The following is a 16,843-nucleotide window of genomic DNA, read 5'->3' on the forward strand; positions in this document are numbered from 1 at the left end:
GGTCAGTGCAGGGCCGGTCAGTGCAGGGCCGGTCAGGGCGTTCAGGGTCGGGTCAGGGACCGGTCAGGGGAAGGCGACCACGGTGGACGGGACGGTGGCGGTGCCGGAGGTCGCGCCACCGGTGCCGTTGACCACGTGCTCGTACTGGCCGTTGCCGCCCAGCGAGACCACCGACAGGTCGTGCAGGCGCACCCCGGGCCGGACCGGGACCTCGAAGCCGTGGTCCATCCGGATGGTCGGGTCCACGTTGAAGTAGCAGTAGCTGCCGAGGCCCCAGCCCTCGTGGGTGGTCACGCCGTCGTCGACCTTGTAGGCCGCGAAGCCCTTGGTCGCGCCGTTCTGCACGGCCGCCTGGTTCGGCGCGTCGTACGCCTTCTCGTTCTGGAAGAAGATCGTCCGGCCGCGCTCGCCGGACCACTCGACGTCGTACTTCTTGAAGTGCTCCACGAACAGGCCGGTGGCGAGCACGTCGTCCCCGCGCACCAGCAGGCCGTAGTCGGAGGGGTTGGTGGTCCAGCCGACCCCGGCGCCGTGGTCGGCCCGCCAGATCCAGCTGTGGTCGACGATCACGTCGTCACTGTTGACCACGATCCCGGCGGTGGCGGAGCCGGGGCCGGCGCCGCCGACCCGGATGAACACGTCCTGGAGGGTGGTCGGGTCGGCCGCGTGGTCGGCGGCGGCGTTGTCCGGCCCGATCTGCACCAGGGAGGGCGAGTTGACCGCTCCGGCGTCGACCAGCAGACCGGCCAGCCGGACGCCGTCGACGTCGGCCACCTTGATCGCCGTCACCCCGTTGTCCGGGACGACGGTGGCCAGGCCGAGGCCGAGCACCACGGTGTCGGGCCGGTTCACTTCGATCGGCCGGTCGACGTGGTACACGCCGGGGGTGAAGAGCAGGTCGAGCCCCTGGGCCAGCGCCGCGTTGATGGTCGCCGCGGTGGCACCCGGCTTGACCACGTAGAACTGGCTGAGCGGCCGCGAACCGCCCTGCGGGGTACCGTCCCAGGAGACGCCGCGGGCGTCGGTCCGCTTGGCCGGGACGAACACCTTGTAGTCGTTGCCGTCCAGGTAGAGGAACGGCTTCTCGCGGGAGACCGGTGTGCTGTCGAGCGTGGTGTAGGGCGGGTTGGGGAAGCCCTGCGCCGGGGCGCCCTGGACGCCGGAGAACACCTGGTTCCAGACCCCGTTGGAGAAGCCGCCGACCGCGCTGTCCCGGGTGTACCACTGCTGCTGGGAGTAGTTGCCGACGGTGCCGTCGATCCGGCTGTCGGCGATGTAGCCGCCGCTGGCCCAGCCGTAGCCGTCGGGCGACAGGTTGAGGCCGCCCTTGACGTGCATCCGGCGCAGCGGCGCCGCCTGGGCGACGGCCCAGCGGTCGGTGCCGTTGACCGGGTTGAGCGCGAGGTTCTCGGCGGAGCGCCAGAAGTTCTGCGTCGCGTTGCCGTTGAACCAGCCGGCGTCCACCGTGACATCGCCGTTGATGGTGGTGTCGTCCGGCTTCAGGCCGAGGCCGGCGATCGAGGTGTAGAAGCCGAGCTGCGCGTTGAGGTTGTTGTAGGTGCCCGGCTTGAACAGCAGCGCGTAGCGCTCGCTGCCGAACTGGTTGGCCTCCTGCTGGTGGAAGACCGCGTCGACCTTGGCCTGGATCCCGGGGGTGGCGGGGTCGAAGACCAGCACGTTGGGGCCGAGGTCGCCGCCGCCCTGGACCGGCGGCACGGTCGGCCCGTCGGTGGTGTTGACCCGGAAGTCCCAGAGCGAGTACCCCCAGGCGGTGCCGCGGGCCTGCCCGTTCATCCGGACGTAGCGGCCGCTGCCGGAGACGGCGAGCGTCTCGGTGCCGCCGGTACCGGTCGCGGTGGCGTACAGCGTCCGCCAGCTCGATCCGTCGTCCGAGGTCTGGAGCTGGTAGGAGCGCCCGTACGCGGCCTCCCAGTTCAGGACGACCCGGCAGAGCGGGCGGACCGAGCCGAGGTCGACCTGGAGCCACTGCTGGTCGCTCGCCGCGGAGGACCAGCGGGTGCCCGGGTCGCCGTCGACGGCGTTGCCGGCCGCCGTGCCGGCGTTCTCCGCGGACGAGGCGGTGGCGGGCCGGCCCCGGGCGGCGTCGGTGCTGCCGCAGTCGGCGCCGGCCGGGGTGAAGGCGCCGTAGACCTGGAACTCCCAGAGCGAGTAGCCGTATCCGGTGCCCCGGGCCAGGCCGTTCATCCGGACGTAGCGGCCGCTGCCGGAGACGGCGAGCGTCTCGGTGCCGCCGGTACCGGTGGTGGTGCTGTGGAGCGTCCGCCAGCTCGATCCGTCGTCCGAGACCTGGATCTGGTACGCACGGCCGTACGCCGCCTCCCAGGTGAGCACCACCTTGGTGAGCGCGGCACTGGCGCCGAGGTCGACCTGGAGCCACTGCTGGTCGCTCGCCGCGGACGACCAGCGGGTGCCGGTGGACCCGTCGACGGCGTAGGCGGCCGGGGTGGCGCCGTTCTCGGTGGACGAGGCGGTGACCGCACGGCCCTGGGAGATCAGGGCGTCGGCGGCGTGGGCGGCCGGCGCGGGCAGCGCCAGGACGGCGCCCGAGAGCAGGGCGAGGCCGGCCAGTGCGGCCGGGGCCCTGCGGGGGCGTGCTGAAGCGAGCCTCATGGGCTTCTCCTGCGGTGGGGGTGGGTGGGGTGTGGGGGCGCGCGCCACGGCCCGCACCCGGTGCGGCGCAGGTACCGGGCGTGGGGGAACGGCGGGGCGGCCGGGCGGTCAGCGGTCGACGGTCGGCCGGCCGGGCTCGGCAGGTGGTGGCCGGCCGGGCACGGGTGGACGGCCGCCGGAGGTCCGACGGAGCGCCACCGGCCCGTCGTCCGGGCTCGGGGAGCGCCCCCGACCGGGAGTCTCGGGGCTGCCGATCGGGGGTGTCAACCCTTCGCGCCGACTTTCCTCACACCGTGAACTTGCCGGTGTGCCAACGGATCGGCAGAAGAAGCCAGGTCAGGCGGGGGTGGCCCGCACCTCCCGGGCCCGCGGTTCGGCGCGACGCGGGAACTCCCCGCCGGAGTCCAGGAAGTCGGTCAGCGGCAGGGTCGCCGCGCCGACGGTGACCGCCTCCGGCCCGAGCATGCCGAGCACGATCGAGGTCTGCTCCCGGGGGAACCGCAGCGCGTACTCGGTGGCGGCGGCGCGGATCGCGGGCAGCAGCCGGGGGCCCAGCAGCAGCCCCGCCCAGCCGCCGATCACGATCCGCTCGGGGTTGAACAGGTTGACCAGGTCCGCGATCGCCGCGCCCAGGTACTCCGCCGCCTCGGCCAGCAGCCCGGTGGCCGCCGGCTCGCCCGCCTCGGCGGCCGCCAGCAGCGCGGCCAGCCCGGCCTTCTCGCCGCCGCCGGGCGGCGCCGCGCCCCACCGCTCGACCAGCGCCTCGGCGCCGACGTACGCCTCCAGGCAGCCGCGCGCGCCGCACCGGCAGCGCCGGCCGCCGACGTGCACCTTGGTGTGGCCCCACTCGCCGGCGCTGCTGGTGGCGCCGCGGAAGCGCACGCCGTCGGCGATCACGCAGGCGCCGACCCCGGAGCCGAACAGCGCGATCACCGCGTGCCGGACCCCGCGCCCGGCGCCGAACCACATCTCGGCCTGGCCGAGCGTCTTGGCGCCGTTGTCGACGAACAGCGGCAGGTCGGTACCGGCTCTCAGCAGCCGGCCGAGCGGGACGCCCTCCCAGCCGACGGTCTGGCTGTGCACGACGATCCCGAGGCCGTCCGGGGCCGGGTCGCCCTGGTCGACGATGCCCGGGACGCCGATGCCGACGCCGAGCACGGTCGCCGGATCGGTGCCGGTGCGCTCCAGCACCTCGGCCAGTCCGGACAGGATCAGCTCCACCACGTGGTCCACGTCGTGGCCGCAGTCGGAGAGCGGCCGGTCGCTGGCGGCCAGTTCGGTCCGGGCCAGGTCGAACAGGGCGACCCTGACCTGCGTCTCCCCGACGTCCACGCCGACCAGCCGGGCCCGCCCGGCGGCGACCCGGAGCAGGATCCGGGGGCGGCCGCCGTCCGACTCCACCGAGCCGCACTCCTCGATCAGCCCGTCGGCGAGCAGCTCGCCGGTCACGTTGCTGATCGAACCGGCACTGAGCCCGGTGATCACGCCGAGCTCCTGCCGGCTGAGCGATCCGTCGAAGTACAGCCGCCGCAGCAGCGCCGACCGGCTGCCCCTGCGCAGGTCACGCACCGTCTTCTTGCCTCGCACGGTCATGGCATCTCCCTCCTGATCCGAATCTATCGCTGTCCGAACCCTTGACGGAAGCTTTTCTCACACGTTAAATCACGGCCTGAAGTAAGCATTCCATCAAGGCACTTCACCCGAACCCGCCCACCCCGCCCGAGAGGGGCAATCGGTCATGCCCATCAGCCGAGTCGCTGCGGCCACCGCCCTGGTCGCCACCCTGGTCCTCACCGCCACCGCCTGCGGCGGCGGTTCCACGTCCGGCGGCGGAGACAACAGCAGCCCCGGCACGCTCACCTACTGGGCCTCCAACCAGGGCACCAGTCTGGAGAACGACCGGCAGGTCCTGGAGCCGGAACTCAGGAAGTTCGAGCAGCAGACCGGCATCAAGGTCAAGCTGGAGGTCATCCCCTGGGCCGACCTGCTCAACCGGATCCTCGCCGCCACCAGCTCCGGCCAGGGCCCCGACGTGCTGAACATCGGCAACACCTGGTCCGCCTCGCTCCAGGCCACCGGCGCGCTGCTCCCCTTCGACGCGGCCGCCCTCAGCAGGATCGGCGGCAAGGAGCGCTTCCTGCCCGCCGCGCTCGCCTCGGCCGGCGCCCCCGGCCAGGACCCGGCCGCCGTCCCGCTGTACTCGATGGCCTACGGCCTGTACTACAACAAGAAGCTCTTCGCCGAGGCCGGCCTCGACAAGCCCCCGGCCACCTGGGAGGAGCTGGTCGCCGACGGGAAGAAGCTCACCACCGGCGACCGCCACGGCATCGCCCTGGAGGGCGGCAACGTCTCCGAGAACGTCCACCACGCCTTCGTCCTCGCCAAGCAGCAGGGCACCGACTTCTTCGACGCGGCCGGCAAGCCCGCCTTCGACAGCCCGGGCGCCGTCGCCGCCGTCAAACAGTACGTCGGCCTGCTCGGCACCGAGAAGATCGCCGCGCCCGGCAACGCCGAGTACGCCAACAACCAGTCCGTCACCGACTTCGCCACCGGCAAGGCCGCCATGCTGATGTGGCAGGCCGCCGGCGCCAACCTCAAGTCCCACGGCATGAACCCCGAGGACTACGGCGTCGCCCCCGTCCCCGTCCCGGCCGGCGCCACCGGCGGACGCGCCACCACCTCGATGGTCGCCGGCATCAACCTGGCCGTGTTCAAGAACACCAGGAACACCGACGGCGCGCTCTCCTTCGTCAAGTTCATGACCGGCACCGAGGAGCAGACCCAGCTCAACCGGACGTACGGCTCCATCCCGCCGGTCAAGGACGCCCAGGCCGATCCGGCCTTCGCCACCCCCGAGCTCAAGGCCCTCACCGACGTCCTCTCGACGAGCGCCCAACCGCTCCCGCAGGTCGCCGACGAGAGCCAGTTCGAGACCCTGGTCGGCACCGCCGTGAAGAACCTGCTCGCCGCGGCCGCCGGCGGCAAGGCCGTCACCGACGAGTCCGTGAAGGCCGAACTCACCAAGGCCCAGCAGCAGATGCCGGCCAAGTGAAGTGATCCGCAAGCGCCTCCTCCCCCGTCGCAGCGCGCTGCCGTACCTGCTGCTGCTCCCCGCCCTCGTGCTCGAACTGCTCATCCACCTGGTGCCGATGGTGGTCGGCATCGTGATGAGCTTCAAACAGCTCACCCAGTTCTTCCTCCGGGACTGGACCGCCGCCCCCTGGGCGGGTCTCGCCAACTACCGGATGGCGGTGGACTTCCACGCCCCCGTCGGCCGGGCCCTGCTGCACTCCTTCTGGGTCACCTGCGCCTTCACCGCCCTGGCCGTCGGCCTCTCCTGGCTGCTCGGCACCGCCGCCGCGATCATGATGCAGGACACCTTCCGCGGCCGCGGCCTGCTGCGCGCCCTGTTCCTGCTCCCGTACGCGCTGCCGGTCTACGCCGCCGTCATCACCTGGTCGTTCATGTTCCAACGGGACACCGGCCTGATCAACCATGTACTGCACGACCAGCTCCACCTGGTCGACGACAAGCCGTTCTGGCTGCTCGGCGACAACAGCTTCACCGCCCTGGTCACCGTCTCGGTCTGGCGCAGCTGGCCGTTCGCCTTCCTCACCCTCACCGCGGGCCTGCAGAACATCCCGCGCGAGCTCTACGAGGCCGCCGCCCTGGACGGCGCCGGCGTCCGGCAGCAGATCCGCCGGATCACCCTGCCCTCGCTGCGCCCGGTCAACCTGGTGCTCGTCCTGGTGCTGTTCCTCTGGACGTTCAACGACTTCAACACGCCGTACGTGCTGTTCGGCCGGTCGGCGCCGGAGGCGGCGGACCTGATCTCGGTCCACATCTACCAGTCCTCCTTCGTCACCTGGAACTTCGGCGCGGGCTCCGCGATGTCGGTCCTGCTGCTGCTCTTCCTGCTGCTGGTGACCTCCGGCTACCTGCTGCTCACCTCGCGCCGAAAGGATGCGCAATGATCGGCCCGCCCGCGTCCTTCCGCTGGATCCGCCGGATCCTGCTGACCGCGCTCGCCCTCTTCGCGGCCGCGCCCGTCCTGGTGATGCTCAGCAGCTCGCTGAAGCCGCTGCAGGACGTCCAGGGACCGTTCCGGTGGATCCCGAGCACCGTCACCCTCCGGCCCTACCTGGACATCTGGCGCACCATCCCGCTCGGCCGGTACCTGGTGAACTCGCTGATCGTGGCGGGCGGCGCCACCGTGCTCTCGGTGCTGGTCGCGATCCTCGCCGCCTACGCGGTGAGCCGCTACCGCTTCCGCGGCCGCCGGCTGTTCACCGTCACCGTGCTCTCCACCCAGATGTTCCCGGGCATCCTCTTCCTGCTGCCGCTCTTCCTGATCTTCGTCAACGTCGGCAACGCGACCGGGGTGGCGCTGTACGGCAGCCGGGGCGGCCTGATCCTGACCTACCTCACCTTCTCGCTGCCGTTCTCGATCTGGATGCTGGTCGGCTACTTCGACTCCATCCCGCGCGACCTCGACGAGGCCGCCCTGGTCGACGGCTGCGGGCCGGTCCAGGCGCTGCTGCGGATCATCGTCCCGGCGGCCGTGCCCGGCATCGTGGCGGTCGCGGTGTACGCCTTCATGACCGCCTGGGGCGAGGTGCTGTTCGCCTCCGTGCTCACCAACGACGAGACCCGCACCCTCGCCGTCGGCATGCGCGGCTACGCCACCCTCAGCGACGTGTACTGGAACCAGGTGATGGCCGCCTCCCTGGTGGTGAGCGTGCCCGTGGTCGCCGGCTTCCTGCTGCTCCAGCGCTACCTGGTCGCCGGGCTCACCGCCGGAGCCGTCAAGTGACCCTCCCCGAACTCCCCTTGAGCGAAAGGCTCGCCGTGAACGACCTCAGCGCCCTCCCCGACGACTTCCTCTGGGGCGCGGCCACCGCCGCCTACCAGATCGAGGGGGCGGTGGACGCCGACGGCCGCGCACCGTCCATCTGGGACACCTTCTCGCACACCCCCGGCAAGGTCGCCGGGGGCGACACCGGCGACACCGCCTGCGACCACTACCGGCGCTGGCCCGAGGACGTCGCGCTGATGAAGCGGCTCGGCCTCGACGCCTACCGGTTCTCGATCGCCTGGCCCCGGGTGGTGCCGCTCGCCGACGACAAGGTCAACACCGCCGGTCTGGACTTCTACGACCGCCTCGTGGACGCCCTGCTGGCCGCCGGCATCACGCCCTTCCCGACGCTCTACCACTGGGACCTCCCGCAGGCCCAGCAGGACCGCGGCGGCTGGCCCGTCCGGGAGACCGCCGAGCGCTTCGCCGAGTACACCGCCGCGGTGGCGGCCCGGCTCGGCGACCGGGTGACCGACTGGGCGACCCTCAACGAACCCCTCTGCTCCGCCTGGATCGGCCACCTGGACGGGGCGATGGCCCCCGGCCTGACCGACCTCACCGCGGCCGTCCGGGCCTCCTACCACCTGCACCTCGCCCACGGCCTGGCCGTCCAGGTGCTGCGCGAGAACGTCGCCGGGGCCCGGATCGGCATCGTCAACAACCTCAGCCCGGTGACCGCCGCCACCGACTCCGAGGCCGACCGGACCGCCGCCGTCCGCGCCGACGGCCACATCAACCGCTGGTGGCTGGACCCGGTCCTCGGCCGCGGCTACCCCGAGGACATGGTGCGGGCCTACGGCGTCGACCTGCCGGTGCGCGACGGCGACCTCGACCTCATCGGGGCCCCGCTGGACTGGATCGGCCTGAACTACTACTTCCGCCAGATCGTCGCCGACGACCCGACCGGCCCCGCCCCGCACTTCCGCCAGCTGCCCGGCCCCGGCCCCGAGCGGACCGCGATGCCGTGGGAGGTGCACGCCCCCGGGCTGGAGGAGCTGCTGCTGCGCCTCACCCGCGAGTACGGCGCGCGACGGATCTACGTCACCGAGAACGGTTCCGCCTACCGCGACACCGTCGGCCCCGACGGCAGCGTCCACGACCCGGAGCGCACCGCCTACCTGGAGCAGCACCTGGCCGCCTGCGCCCGGGCCACCGCCCAGGGTGCCCCGCTGGCCGGGTACTTCGCCTGGTCGCTGCTGGACAACTTCGAGTGGGCGTACGGCTACGACAAGCGCTTCGGCCTCGTCCACGTCGACTACGCGACCCAGCGGCGGACGGTCAAGACCAGCGGCCGGCGCTACGCCGACCTGATCACCGCCCACCGGGGGCGCTGACGCCGACACCCGAGGGGCGCGGACCGAATCGGTCCGCGCCCCTCGGGTGCACCCCTGCCCCCGCACCGCCCCGTCGGCCGCGTCAGTGGCGCCGTCCCAGGTAGGCCGGGGTGACGGCGGAGATCAGCACGGCGGCCGCGGCCACCTGGAGCAGGTGGCGTATCCAGTCGACCCCGTCCGTGTGCCGCACGCCGACCGCCGAGGCGAGCAGATTGCCGAGCAGTGCGCCCACCAGCCCCAGCAGTACCGTCAGCCAGAGCGGAACGGGCTGACGGCCCGGCAGTACCAGCTTGGCGAGCAGACCGACGACGAGTCCGACGACGAGCGCCCAGATCAGCGTCATGGGGAACAACCTCCCTGTGGGCCGGGCTCCCGGCCGGTCGACCGGGGCGCCCTCCGCCTGCCCCGCCGGCCCCGCTTCATTCCTGGGTCGCCCGCGAGCCGGCCGCGCCCCGGGGAGGCTACGGCGCGTCGACCGGGTCGGCGGCGCTCACCGGCACGTCCGGGTGGCGGAACCAGGAGCCCTGCACGGCCCACTGGACCAGCATCAGCACACCGCCCAGCAGCAGGGCGCCGATGCCGATCACGGTCACCCCGCCGGTCTCGCCGATCAGCGGCAGATCGATCGAGGTCGCCCCGTAGTCGGCGGCCGCGTAGACGTCGAACGCGGCGTAGCAGAAGAAGTACAGCAGCACCACGCCGCCCAGCAGCGGGACGAGCCCCTTGAAGACGAAGTCCTTGACGCTCCTGGTCAGCACCCGCCGGTAGTACCAGACGCAGGCGAAGCCGGTCAGGCCGTAGTAGAAGGCGATGCCGAGCCCCACCGAGGCGATCGAGTCGGCCAGGACGTTGCCGCTGATCGCGGTCAGCAGGACGTAGAAGGCGATCGACGCCAGGCCCATGCCGACGGTCGACCAGGTCGGGGTGCGGTGGCGGGGGTGCACCCGGCCGAACGCGGCGGGCACGGCCCTGTGCGCGGCCATCGAGAAGGCGGTCCGGGCGGTGGGCAGGATGGTGGTCTGGGTGGAGGCCGCCGCCGAGGTCAGCACCATGAAGATCAGCAGCTTGCTGAGGAACCCGCCGAAGCCCGCCGTGCCGAACACCGCGTCACCGAGGCCGGACAGCACGTCCCCGGAGTTCTCCTCGTTGCCGAGTCCGATGCCCTCCGTGCCGATCCCCGCGAACGACAGCGCCGAGGTGGACACCAGGGTGTAGATCAACAGCAGCAGCACGGTGGAGATGACGGCCGCCCGCCCCGGGGTGCGCTTCGCGTCGGCGGTCTCCTCGTTGACCGAGACGGCGGTGTCCCAGCCCCAGTAGATGAACACCGCGGCGAGCATCCCGGCCGTGAAGGCACCGGCCGAGGGGATGTCCAAGGGGTTGAACCAGGAGGCGCTGACGTGGGCCGCCGTGGCGGGCGCACCGCTGCCGTAGGCCTTGACCAGGGCGGTGACCGACAGCACGACCAGCATCACCACCTCGATCGACAGCAGCCAGCGCTGCAGGGCGGCGGAGATCTCGATCCCGACGTAGCAGATCGCCGTCATCACGACGATCCAGACCACGCCGGCGATCGACGTCCAGACCGTGCTGTCGGCGAGCGAGTCCAGCCCCACCAGCCGGAACCCGTACACGCCGGCGATCTGCGCCAGGTTCGCCATCACGATGATGTCGGCGACGATGATCCCCCAGCCGCCCATCCAGCCGGTGCGCGGCCCGAACGCCCGGGCGGCCCAGGTGAAGGTGGTGCCGCAGTCCGGATCGGAGGCGTTCAGCTCCTTGTACGCGTACGCGATCATCAGCATCGGGATGAACGCCAGGATGGTGACGATCGGCGCCTGGAAACCCACCCCCACCACGATGATGCCGAGCGTCGCGGCGAGGCTGTACGCGGGCGCGGTGGAGGCCAGCCCGATGGCGACCGAGGACACCAGACCGAGCGCACCGGTCTTCAGCCCCTTCTCGCCCGCACCCGAGCCGGTCGCCACTGGCGCCACGCCCGGGGCCGGGCCGTCGGAGGAGTGCGGCATGGGTCCCACCTCCTCCCCCTGACCCACCCGAGTGCCTCGGGCCCGGTCACGGGGTCAGACAAATCACCCTGAACCGACCATACTGCCGCCACCCCTCCCCGGCTCGCTGCGCGCCTGCGGCCCAGCTGGGGGCGCCCCGGCCCGCTCCGGGGCGCCGCGTCACCCCTCACCGACCGGCACTCGCCCACCGCGCGGGCGGCCCGGCCTCCGAACCGCGTGGCGGTGCCGGGTGCGGTCGGGGTGGTCGCCGATACTCCGAGCAGCCGAGCGACGGCGGAGGGGTGAGCGAGAGGATCCCGATTCCCGATGGAGTTCCTGGTCGACATGGTGACCACCGTCCCCGACGGGACGAGCGAGGAGGAGGTGGCGCGGATGCGGGCCCGGGAGGCCGTCCGGGCCGGGGAGCTGGCCGCGCAGGGGAGCCTGCTGCGGCTCTGGCGGCCGCCGCTCTCGGCCGGCGAGTGGCGCACCTGGGGGCTGTTCAGCGCGCCCGACGCGGAGCGGCTGGAGCGGCTCCTGGCCTCGATGCCGCTGCGGGCCTGGCGGCGCGACCGCGTCACGCCGCTGTCGCCGCACCCGAGCGACCCCGGGGCGGAGGGCGTCCGATGAGCGACACCGCCGTGCTGCGGGGCGTGCTGGACCGCTGGAAGGCGGCCGTCGACGCCCATCGGCCCGAGGCGGTCGCGGCCTGCTTCACCGAGGACGCGGTCTTCCAGGGCCTGCACCCGTACAGCGTCGGGCGGCCGGGCGTCGCCGCCTACTACGCCTCCCAGCCGCCCGGGATGACGGCCGACTACCGCGTCCTGGAGACCAGGCGGCTCACCGACGGCCTCCTGCTCGGCTACCTCGCCGTCGACTTCGCCTTCGTCGACCGGCCGACGCTGACCGTGAACCTCGGGGTCCTGCTGAGCAGGGCGGGCGACGGCTGGTCCATCGCCCACTACCAGGTCTCGCTGCTGCCCTGACGGCTCGGTCCCGCGTCAGTGCCGGTGGTGGTTGTCGGGCTGGGCCGGATCGCCGGGGTGTTCGAGGCCGGGCAGCAGGGTGAGCCGGGCGGCGCGGGTGCGGTCGAGCCAGCGGACGAAGGCGGCGCGGCGGGCGGCGGCCCGGACGGCGGGGGCCGGGTCGCCGCCCGCCTCCCCCGGCGGGTGGACGGCGAGCAGGGCCGCCGTCCACCCGCCCGCCGTGACCCAGGCGCCCGGCCCGGCGGCGCGGAGGGCGTCGGCGAGGGCGAGCGGGAGGGTCGCCGGGTCGGCCTCGCAGCCGCCGCCGTCGGGGAAGCCGAGCCGCCAGAGGGCGGGAACGGGGCGGTCGGCGGTCATCGCCCGGTAGTGGGCCACCTCGTCCGCCCGGGGCCGGACGTCCGCCGTGACGGCCTCGAAGACCGCCCGGACGGCCGCGCTGCCCTCGTACGCGGCGGCCGTGATCGAGCCGAGTTCGACGGCGGCCTGCTGGTCGAGCCGGGCGGGGGTGCCGGTGCCGAGCGGCAGCCCGCGCTCGGTGCACACGGTGGAGCACAGCTCCTCCGTCAGCACCACCTGGGCGACCCAGCGGGCGAGTTGGCGGTCCTCGGAGCTGCCGGGCCGCGGCAGGGCGGCGGAGCGCGGGCCGGACCGCAGGGCGGCGAGGCGGCGGTCGAGTTCGGTGCGCGGCAGCGGGCGGCCGTCGAGCAGACCGAGGGCGCCGGCCACCGGGGCCCCGGCGGTCACGGCTCCACCACCAGGGCGACGGCCGGGGAGTACTGGCAGCGGCCGAACCACATCACCTTGGCCAGCGCCCAGGAGGCACCCGGCTCGGCGTCCTCGGGAGCCGCGAGCTCGAAGGCGGCGGTCTCCGTGGCGCCGGCGGCGAGGGTGAAGCCGCGGACGGGGGCGCCGACCGCCTCCCACGTCCCCCAGGGTGAGACCAGCTGGAGTTCGCCCCGGATCTCGCCGCGGGTCCGGTTGGCGAGCCGGACGGCGAGGGTGGCCCGGCTGCCGGGGGTCAGCCGCAGCCGCTCCTCGGCCACCGTCGCGGTGAGACCGGTGTCGCGGCCCTCCATGGACTCGGTCCCCTGCGCGGCGGTCCAGTCCTCGGGCGTCTCCCCGGCGGCGGGCAGCAGGCCGGGGAGCTCGCCGACGGCGAGGGTGACGACGTCCTCGATCAGCTGGTCCTCGTGCGTGATCCGGACGGCGGCGAAGTACAGCCCGGGTTCGACCGCCGCCGGCGGGGTGAGCGTGACCGGGAAGCGCAGGTGTCCGCCCGGCTCCAGGCGGTAGGGGCGGGCGCCGAGGCTCGCCGTCCAGCCCTCGGGGGGCAGGATCAGCGCGGCGCCCTCCACCGCGGCGTCCCGCAGCTGGGAGGAGAGGGCGACGGAGAGCTCGACCGGCTCACCCGGCCCGGCCGTCCGCAGCAGGCCGGGCGAGACGCCGACCGACACCGGGAGGTAACCGAGCGGCGCCGGGCCCCGGTTGTGCAGCCAGTAGCGGGCGTGGACCGGCTGGGCGGCCTCGGCGACCGCGCCGAGCACCGGGCCGGCCGGGTCGGCGGCCACGCTCGGCCGGGCCAGCACGGTGGCGATCTGCGAACCGGCGAGGTCCAGGGCCCCGTCGACGGAGTCCAGCGGCCGTTCCAGCAGGTCGGCGCGGTGCGGGTCGGTCAGCCCGAGGGCGCCGCCGAGGGTGGCGGTGCGGCCCAGGCCGGTGGACTCGACCAGCCGGACGGTGAGTCGGCCGTCGCCCGGGGCGGCGGCCGAGCCGTGCGCGATCGGGTTGCCGGTCGGCTTGAGGGTGCCCAGCAGCACCTCCCGGGCGGGTTCGACCCGCAGCCAGGAGAGGGTGGCGGGCAGCGGCCCCTTCCGCGCGGGGGCGATCCGGGCATACAGCGGGTGGTTGAACTCCTGCCCCTGGGCGGGCAGCGCCTGGGCCCGCCAGTCCCCCGCGCCGCCGACCAGCGCGTAGCTGAACTCATGCGTCCAGTGCTGGAGCTGGAAGGACGCGCCGTCGGGCAGGGTGCGCCGGGGCGGGTCGATCCAGACGCCGGAGGGCCAGCCGGTGCAGGAGCGCATCAGCGAGAGGTGCAGCGCGCCGGTGGCGTCGACCGCGAAACCGGGCAGGCCGAAGCTCAGCAGTCCGACGCTGTGGTCGGTGAGCCGCTCCGCCGGGTGGAGCGCTCCGGGGCAGACGGCGGTGATCCGGGCGTCGGCGAGGTCGTGGACCAGCGCGGCCGGGTCGGTCACCACCAGGGCGGGCAGCGCCCGCAGGTCGCGCAGGTCGGCGCCGGGCTGCCAGACCTCGGCCAGCGGAGTCAGCGCGGGCACCCAGACGGCGCCGTGCGTCTTGAGTACGGTGGCGTACTCCTCGCCCGCCCGCTCGATCAGCTCCCGGGCGGCGGCATTGACCTCCGGACCTCCGAGGACGATCCGGAAGTCCGGCAGGTTGGAGTCGACGTCCAGCCAGCCGTAGCGGGCCCAGTCGGCGCCGGAGGTGGTGGCGGTGACGCCGATCCGGGCGAGCGCGACCACCAGGTCGCGGGCGTCGGCGGCGGAGTCGAGGTCGGGAGTGATCACCTCGGCGACGCCGAGGGCGCGTTCGCCGAGCGGCGCGCCGGCCGGGTCGGTGAGGGCGACCCGGGCGGTGGAGCCCAGGCCGAACCAGGTGTTGGCCGGATTGTCCAGGGTCCAGGGCGCCTCGGCGGAGTCCACGTCGGGCAGCGCGAAACCGCGCCCGACCACCGCGTCGGCGACCTCGCTGACCGGCAGCGCGCCGGGCAGGTCGACCGGGAAGCGCAGCCGCAGCAGGCGGTCGGCGCCGGAGAAGTCGACCACCCTGGTCCGGCAGTCGACCCGGTCGACGCCCCGCCAGAGCGTCACGGTCTGCTCGTACCGGACGCCGTCCACGGTGCCGGCGATCACCAGCCGCTCACCGAGCGGGCCGGTCTCGCGGCGCACGCTCGCCGGCTGCCCGCCGGAGCCGAGGACGGGCCCCTTGGGGACGAGGTGCCACGGGCCCTCGCCGAAGTCGGGGTGCTGCGGGTACTCCTCGTACACCCGCAGCTCGTTGCCGATCCGGCCGTTCCGGATCAACTCGCTCTCGTGGAATAGGTCCTGAATGGACGTCAGTCCGCCGCCCCGGGCCGGGTCGGCGGTCACCCGGTAGCGGGCGTTGGCGACGGTGTGGCCCTCGGCGCGCGACCAGGCGGTGTCCTCGACCCCGTCGGCGGAGGGGACCAGCCGCCAGGTGCGCCAGCCCAGGGCGGGCACCCCGGCGGCCAGGAAGCGCAGGGTGCCCCGGTCCACGGCGCTGGGTACCACGGCGCCGGTGTCGTCCAGGACGAGGACGGCCCGGGAGCGCCCCCGCGGCAGCCGGACGGCGACCAGGTCGGTGCGGTCGAAGGAGAGGGTGTTGGTGACGACGACGGCCGAACCGATGCCGGCGGTGTCGATCCGGCCGGTGAGCGCGTCCAGCGACCGGTCCCGGACGTCGGCGGCCAGGTCGTACGCCTCGCGCCAGCCGCCGAGCAGGTCGAGGTAGACCTGGTCGGACTCCGAGCCGGTGATCGCGTCGTGGTGGGCGCCGTAGGCGAGGTGGCGCCAGACCTTGTCCAGCGCGGCCCCCGGGTAGCGGCCCAGCCCCTGCACGGTGGCCAGGGTGGCGAGCTTCTCGGCGTCGACGGCGGCGACCTCGGCGGCCCGCTGGGCCTGCTTGGTGTCGATGTAGGAGACGTCCTTGCCGGTGTAGACCGGGTTCATGTCCCGGGTCTGCGGGCTGGGCCGGCGGCCGGCGGCGGCCAGCTCGGCGCGGACGGCGTCCAGGAAGTCGCGCGGGGTGGCGCAGACGAACCGCGGCCAGAGGTACTTGCGCGCCCAGGAGCGGTGGATCTCGGTGACCCACTTGTTCGGCGGGGTGTAGTCGGTGCCGACGGGCAGCAGCAGGTTCTTCGTCGCGCCGACCGGCTTGAGCTTGCGGTACAGCTCGTAGACGGCCTGCTCGGCGGTGGCGAGGTCGGCGGAGGAGTCCATCCACCAGCCGGCCGAGTAGTGGTGCGGCATGTAGTGGGTGAGCACGCCGTCGCCGGAGGGCGCGATCCACTCGAACTCGCTCGGGAACTGCATCACCCGGGCGTCGTCCTTGGCCTCGCGGAAGTTCTTCTGGATCGGGCCCCACTGGTGGAACGGGCCGCGGGCCCAGGCGCTGCCGGTGAGCCCGGCGGCCGCGAGGTGACCGGGGAACTGCGGGTCGTGGCCGAACACGTCCAGCTGCCAGGCGGTCCGCGGGTCGCCGCCGAGGATGTCGCGCTGGTAGCCGATGCCGTAGACGATGTTGCGGATGGTGGTCTCGGCACCGGTGAGGTTGGTGTTGGGCTCGTTGTAGGTGCCGCCGACCAGTTCCACCTGACCGCGCTCCAGCAGCAGCCGCAGCGCCGCGCGGCGTTCCGGGTGCTGGTCGAAGTAGGGCTTCAGGTAGTCGACTTCGGCGAGTACGAACCTGTAGACCGGGTCACGCAGCGCGAGGTCCAGGTGCGCGTCGACGAGCGCGAAGCCGTTGCGCTCCCAGAGCGGCCGGGTGGTCGCGTCGGCGGAGAGCAGCTCCCAGGGCGAGGTGTAGGCGGCCTGGGTGTTCCACCAGACCGGGTCGTAGTGGAAGTGCGAGACCAGGTACATCGTCCAGCCGGGTTCGGCCGCCTCGACGACGGCCTCGGCGGTCGCGGTGACGCCGTCCGTCGCCGCGGTCACCAGGACCGGGATCCGGGCCCCGGGCTCGGCGCCGGTGATCTCCAAGGGGACTTCGACCAGCCCCGTGCCGGCCTCCTCGCCGCGTACGCCCGGGCCGGTGACGGTGATCCGGGCGGGCGGGCCGTCGAGGGTCACGCGCAGCAGCTGGCGCGGCGCGTCCTCGGGGCCGGTGAAGAGGTCCGTGCTCTCGACGGCGGTGATGGTGACCGGCACGGGGTGGGTCCTTTCGGGAGACGGAGCGGGTCGGGAACCGGGGCCGGGACGTGTCCGGTGATTCCCG

At 73.5% G+C, this 16,843-nt stretch carries 12 protein-coding genes; 6 read left to right on the top strand and 6 right to left on the bottom strand.

The annotated features are described in order from the left end of the window. Nucleotides 1-63: 63 nt before the first annotated feature. Both ACZ34W_RS16940 and ACZ34W_RS16945 read right to left on the bottom strand, forming a co-directional pair. The gene (locus ACZ34W_RS16940; protein ID WP_465604798.1) at nucleotides 64-2,631 is read right to left on the bottom strand and encodes a discoidin domain-containing protein; all 2,568 of its coding nucleotides are present in this window, start codon (nucleotides 2,629-2,631) and stop codon (nucleotides 64-66) included. 336 nt (nucleotides 2,632-2,967) lie between these two features. Beyond that, the gene (locus ACZ34W_RS16945) at nucleotides 2,968-4,224 is read right to left on the bottom strand and encodes an ROK family protein (RefSeq protein ID WP_465604802.1); all 1,257 of its coding nucleotides are present in this window, start codon (nucleotides 4,222-4,224) and stop codon (nucleotides 2,968-2,970) included. A 145-nt stretch (nucleotides 4,225-4,369) separates the two neighbouring features. On the opposite strand from ACZ34W_RS16945, the gene ACZ34W_RS16950 reads away from it, so the two are divergent. The 4 genes from ACZ34W_RS16950 to ACZ34W_RS16965 are packed head-to-tail and all read left to right on the top strand — an operon-like array spanning nucleotide 4,370 to nucleotide 8,820. Further along, entirely contained in the window at nucleotides 4,370-5,683 is a 1,314-nt protein-coding gene (locus tag ACZ34W_RS16950; protein ID WP_329486377.1) for an extracellular solute-binding protein, read from the top strand. Nucleotide 5,684: 1 nt separating this feature from the next. Beyond that, entirely contained in the window at nucleotides 5,685-6,605 is a 921-nt protein-coding gene (locus ACZ34W_RS16955) for a carbohydrate ABC transporter permease (RefSeq protein ID WP_465604807.1), read from the top strand. Beyond that, nucleotides 6,602-7,444, top strand: coding sequence for a carbohydrate ABC transporter permease (locus tag ACZ34W_RS16960; protein WP_465604810.1), 843 nt, complete (start codon nucleotides 6,602-6,604; stop codon nucleotides 7,442-7,444). The genes ACZ34W_RS16955 and ACZ34W_RS16960 overlap by 4 nt, the downstream gene beginning before the upstream one ends. Before the next feature lie 35 nt (nucleotides 7,445-7,479). Continuing rightward, the gene (locus ACZ34W_RS16965) at nucleotides 7,480-8,820 is read left to right on the top strand and encodes a GH1 family beta-glucosidase (protein ID WP_465604813.1); all 1,341 of its coding nucleotides are present in this window, start codon (nucleotides 7,480-7,482) and stop codon (nucleotides 8,818-8,820) included. Nucleotides 8,821-8,902: 82 nt separating this feature from the next. Here ACZ34W_RS16965 and ACZ34W_RS16970 read toward each other — a convergent pair whose 3' ends face one another. Together ACZ34W_RS16970 and ACZ34W_RS16975 are read right to left on the bottom strand one after the other, a co-directional pair. Continuing rightward, nucleotides 8,903-9,163, bottom strand: a complete 261-nt coding sequence (locus ACZ34W_RS16970; RefSeq protein WP_329486380.1) for a GlsB/YeaQ/YmgE family stress response membrane protein — start codon at nucleotides 9,161-9,163, stop codon at nucleotides 8,903-8,905. 118 nt (nucleotides 9,164-9,281) lie between these two features. Next, on the bottom strand, nucleotides 9,282-10,850 hold the full coding sequence (locus ACZ34W_RS16975; RefSeq protein WP_329486381.1) for an APC family permease: 1,569 nt from the start codon (nucleotides 10,848-10,850) through the stop codon (nucleotides 9,282-9,284). Nucleotides 10,851-11,156: 306 nt separating this feature from the next. On the opposite strand from ACZ34W_RS16975, the gene ACZ34W_RS16980 reads away from it, so the two are divergent. Then, the gene (locus ACZ34W_RS16980) at nucleotides 11,157-11,459 is read left to right on the top strand and encodes a muconolactone Delta-isomerase family protein (RefSeq protein WP_465604817.1); all 303 of its coding nucleotides are present in this window, start codon (nucleotides 11,157-11,159) and stop codon (nucleotides 11,457-11,459) included. Next, the gene (locus ACZ34W_RS16985; protein ID WP_465604820.1) at nucleotides 11,456-11,815 is read left to right on the top strand and encodes a nuclear transport factor 2 family protein; all 360 of its coding nucleotides are present in this window, start codon (nucleotides 11,456-11,458) and stop codon (nucleotides 11,813-11,815) included. The genes ACZ34W_RS16980 and ACZ34W_RS16985 overlap by 4 nt, the downstream gene beginning before the upstream one ends. A gap of 15 nt (nucleotides 11,816-11,830) precedes the next feature. Here the strand turns inward: ACZ34W_RS16985 and ACZ34W_RS16990 are convergent, their stop codons facing one another. Both ACZ34W_RS16990 and ACZ34W_RS16995 read right to left on the bottom strand, forming a co-directional pair. After that, nucleotides 11,831-12,559, bottom strand: a complete 729-nt coding sequence (locus tag ACZ34W_RS16990) for a DUF7158 domain-containing protein (protein ID WP_329486384.1) — start codon at nucleotides 12,557-12,559, stop codon at nucleotides 11,831-11,833. Then, nucleotides 12,556-16,776: a glycoside hydrolase family 38 N-terminal domain-containing protein gene (locus tag ACZ34W_RS16995; protein ID WP_465604824.1), complete on the bottom strand. Its 4,221-nt coding sequence runs from the start codon at nucleotides 16,774-16,776 to the stop codon at nucleotides 12,556-12,558. The genes ACZ34W_RS16990 and ACZ34W_RS16995 overlap by 4 nt, the downstream gene beginning before the upstream one ends. Nucleotides 16,777-16,843: the final 67 nt, after the last annotated feature.

This window comes from Kitasatospora sp. NPDC022856, assembly GCF_055561235.1.

Excerpts from the sequence above, each read along its gene's own strand:
- ACZ34W_RS16940 (WP_465604798.1), bottom strand. The coding sequence starts at position 2,631 with ATGAGGCTCGCTTCAGCACGCCCCCGCAGGGCCCCGGCCGCACTGGCC.
- ACZ34W_RS16945 (WP_465604802.1), bottom strand. The coding sequence starts at position 4,224 with ATGACCGTGCGAGGCAAGAAGACGGTGCGTGACCTGCGCAGGGGCAGC.
- ACZ34W_RS16950 (WP_329486377.1), top strand. The coding sequence starts at position 4,370 with ATGCCCATCAGCCGAGTCGCTGCGGCCACCGCCCTGGTCGCCACCCTG.
- ACZ34W_RS16960 (WP_465604810.1), top strand. The coding sequence starts at position 6,602 with ATGATCGGCCCGCCCGCGTCCTTCCGCTGGATCCGCCGGATCCTGCTG.
- ACZ34W_RS16970 (WP_329486380.1), bottom strand. The coding sequence starts at position 9,163 with ATGACGCTGATCTGGGCGCTCGTCGTCGGACTCGTCGTCGGTCTGCTC.
- ACZ34W_RS16975 (WP_329486381.1), bottom strand. The coding sequence starts at position 10,850 with ATGCCGCACTCCTCCGACGGCCCGGCCCCGGGCGTGGCGCCAGTGGCG.
- ACZ34W_RS16980 (WP_465604817.1), top strand. The coding sequence starts at position 11,157 with ATGGAGTTCCTGGTCGACATGGTGACCACCGTCCCCGACGGGACGAGC.
- ACZ34W_RS16985 (WP_465604820.1), top strand. The coding sequence starts at position 11,456 with ATGAGCGACACCGCCGTGCTGCGGGGCGTGCTGGACCGCTGGAAGGCG.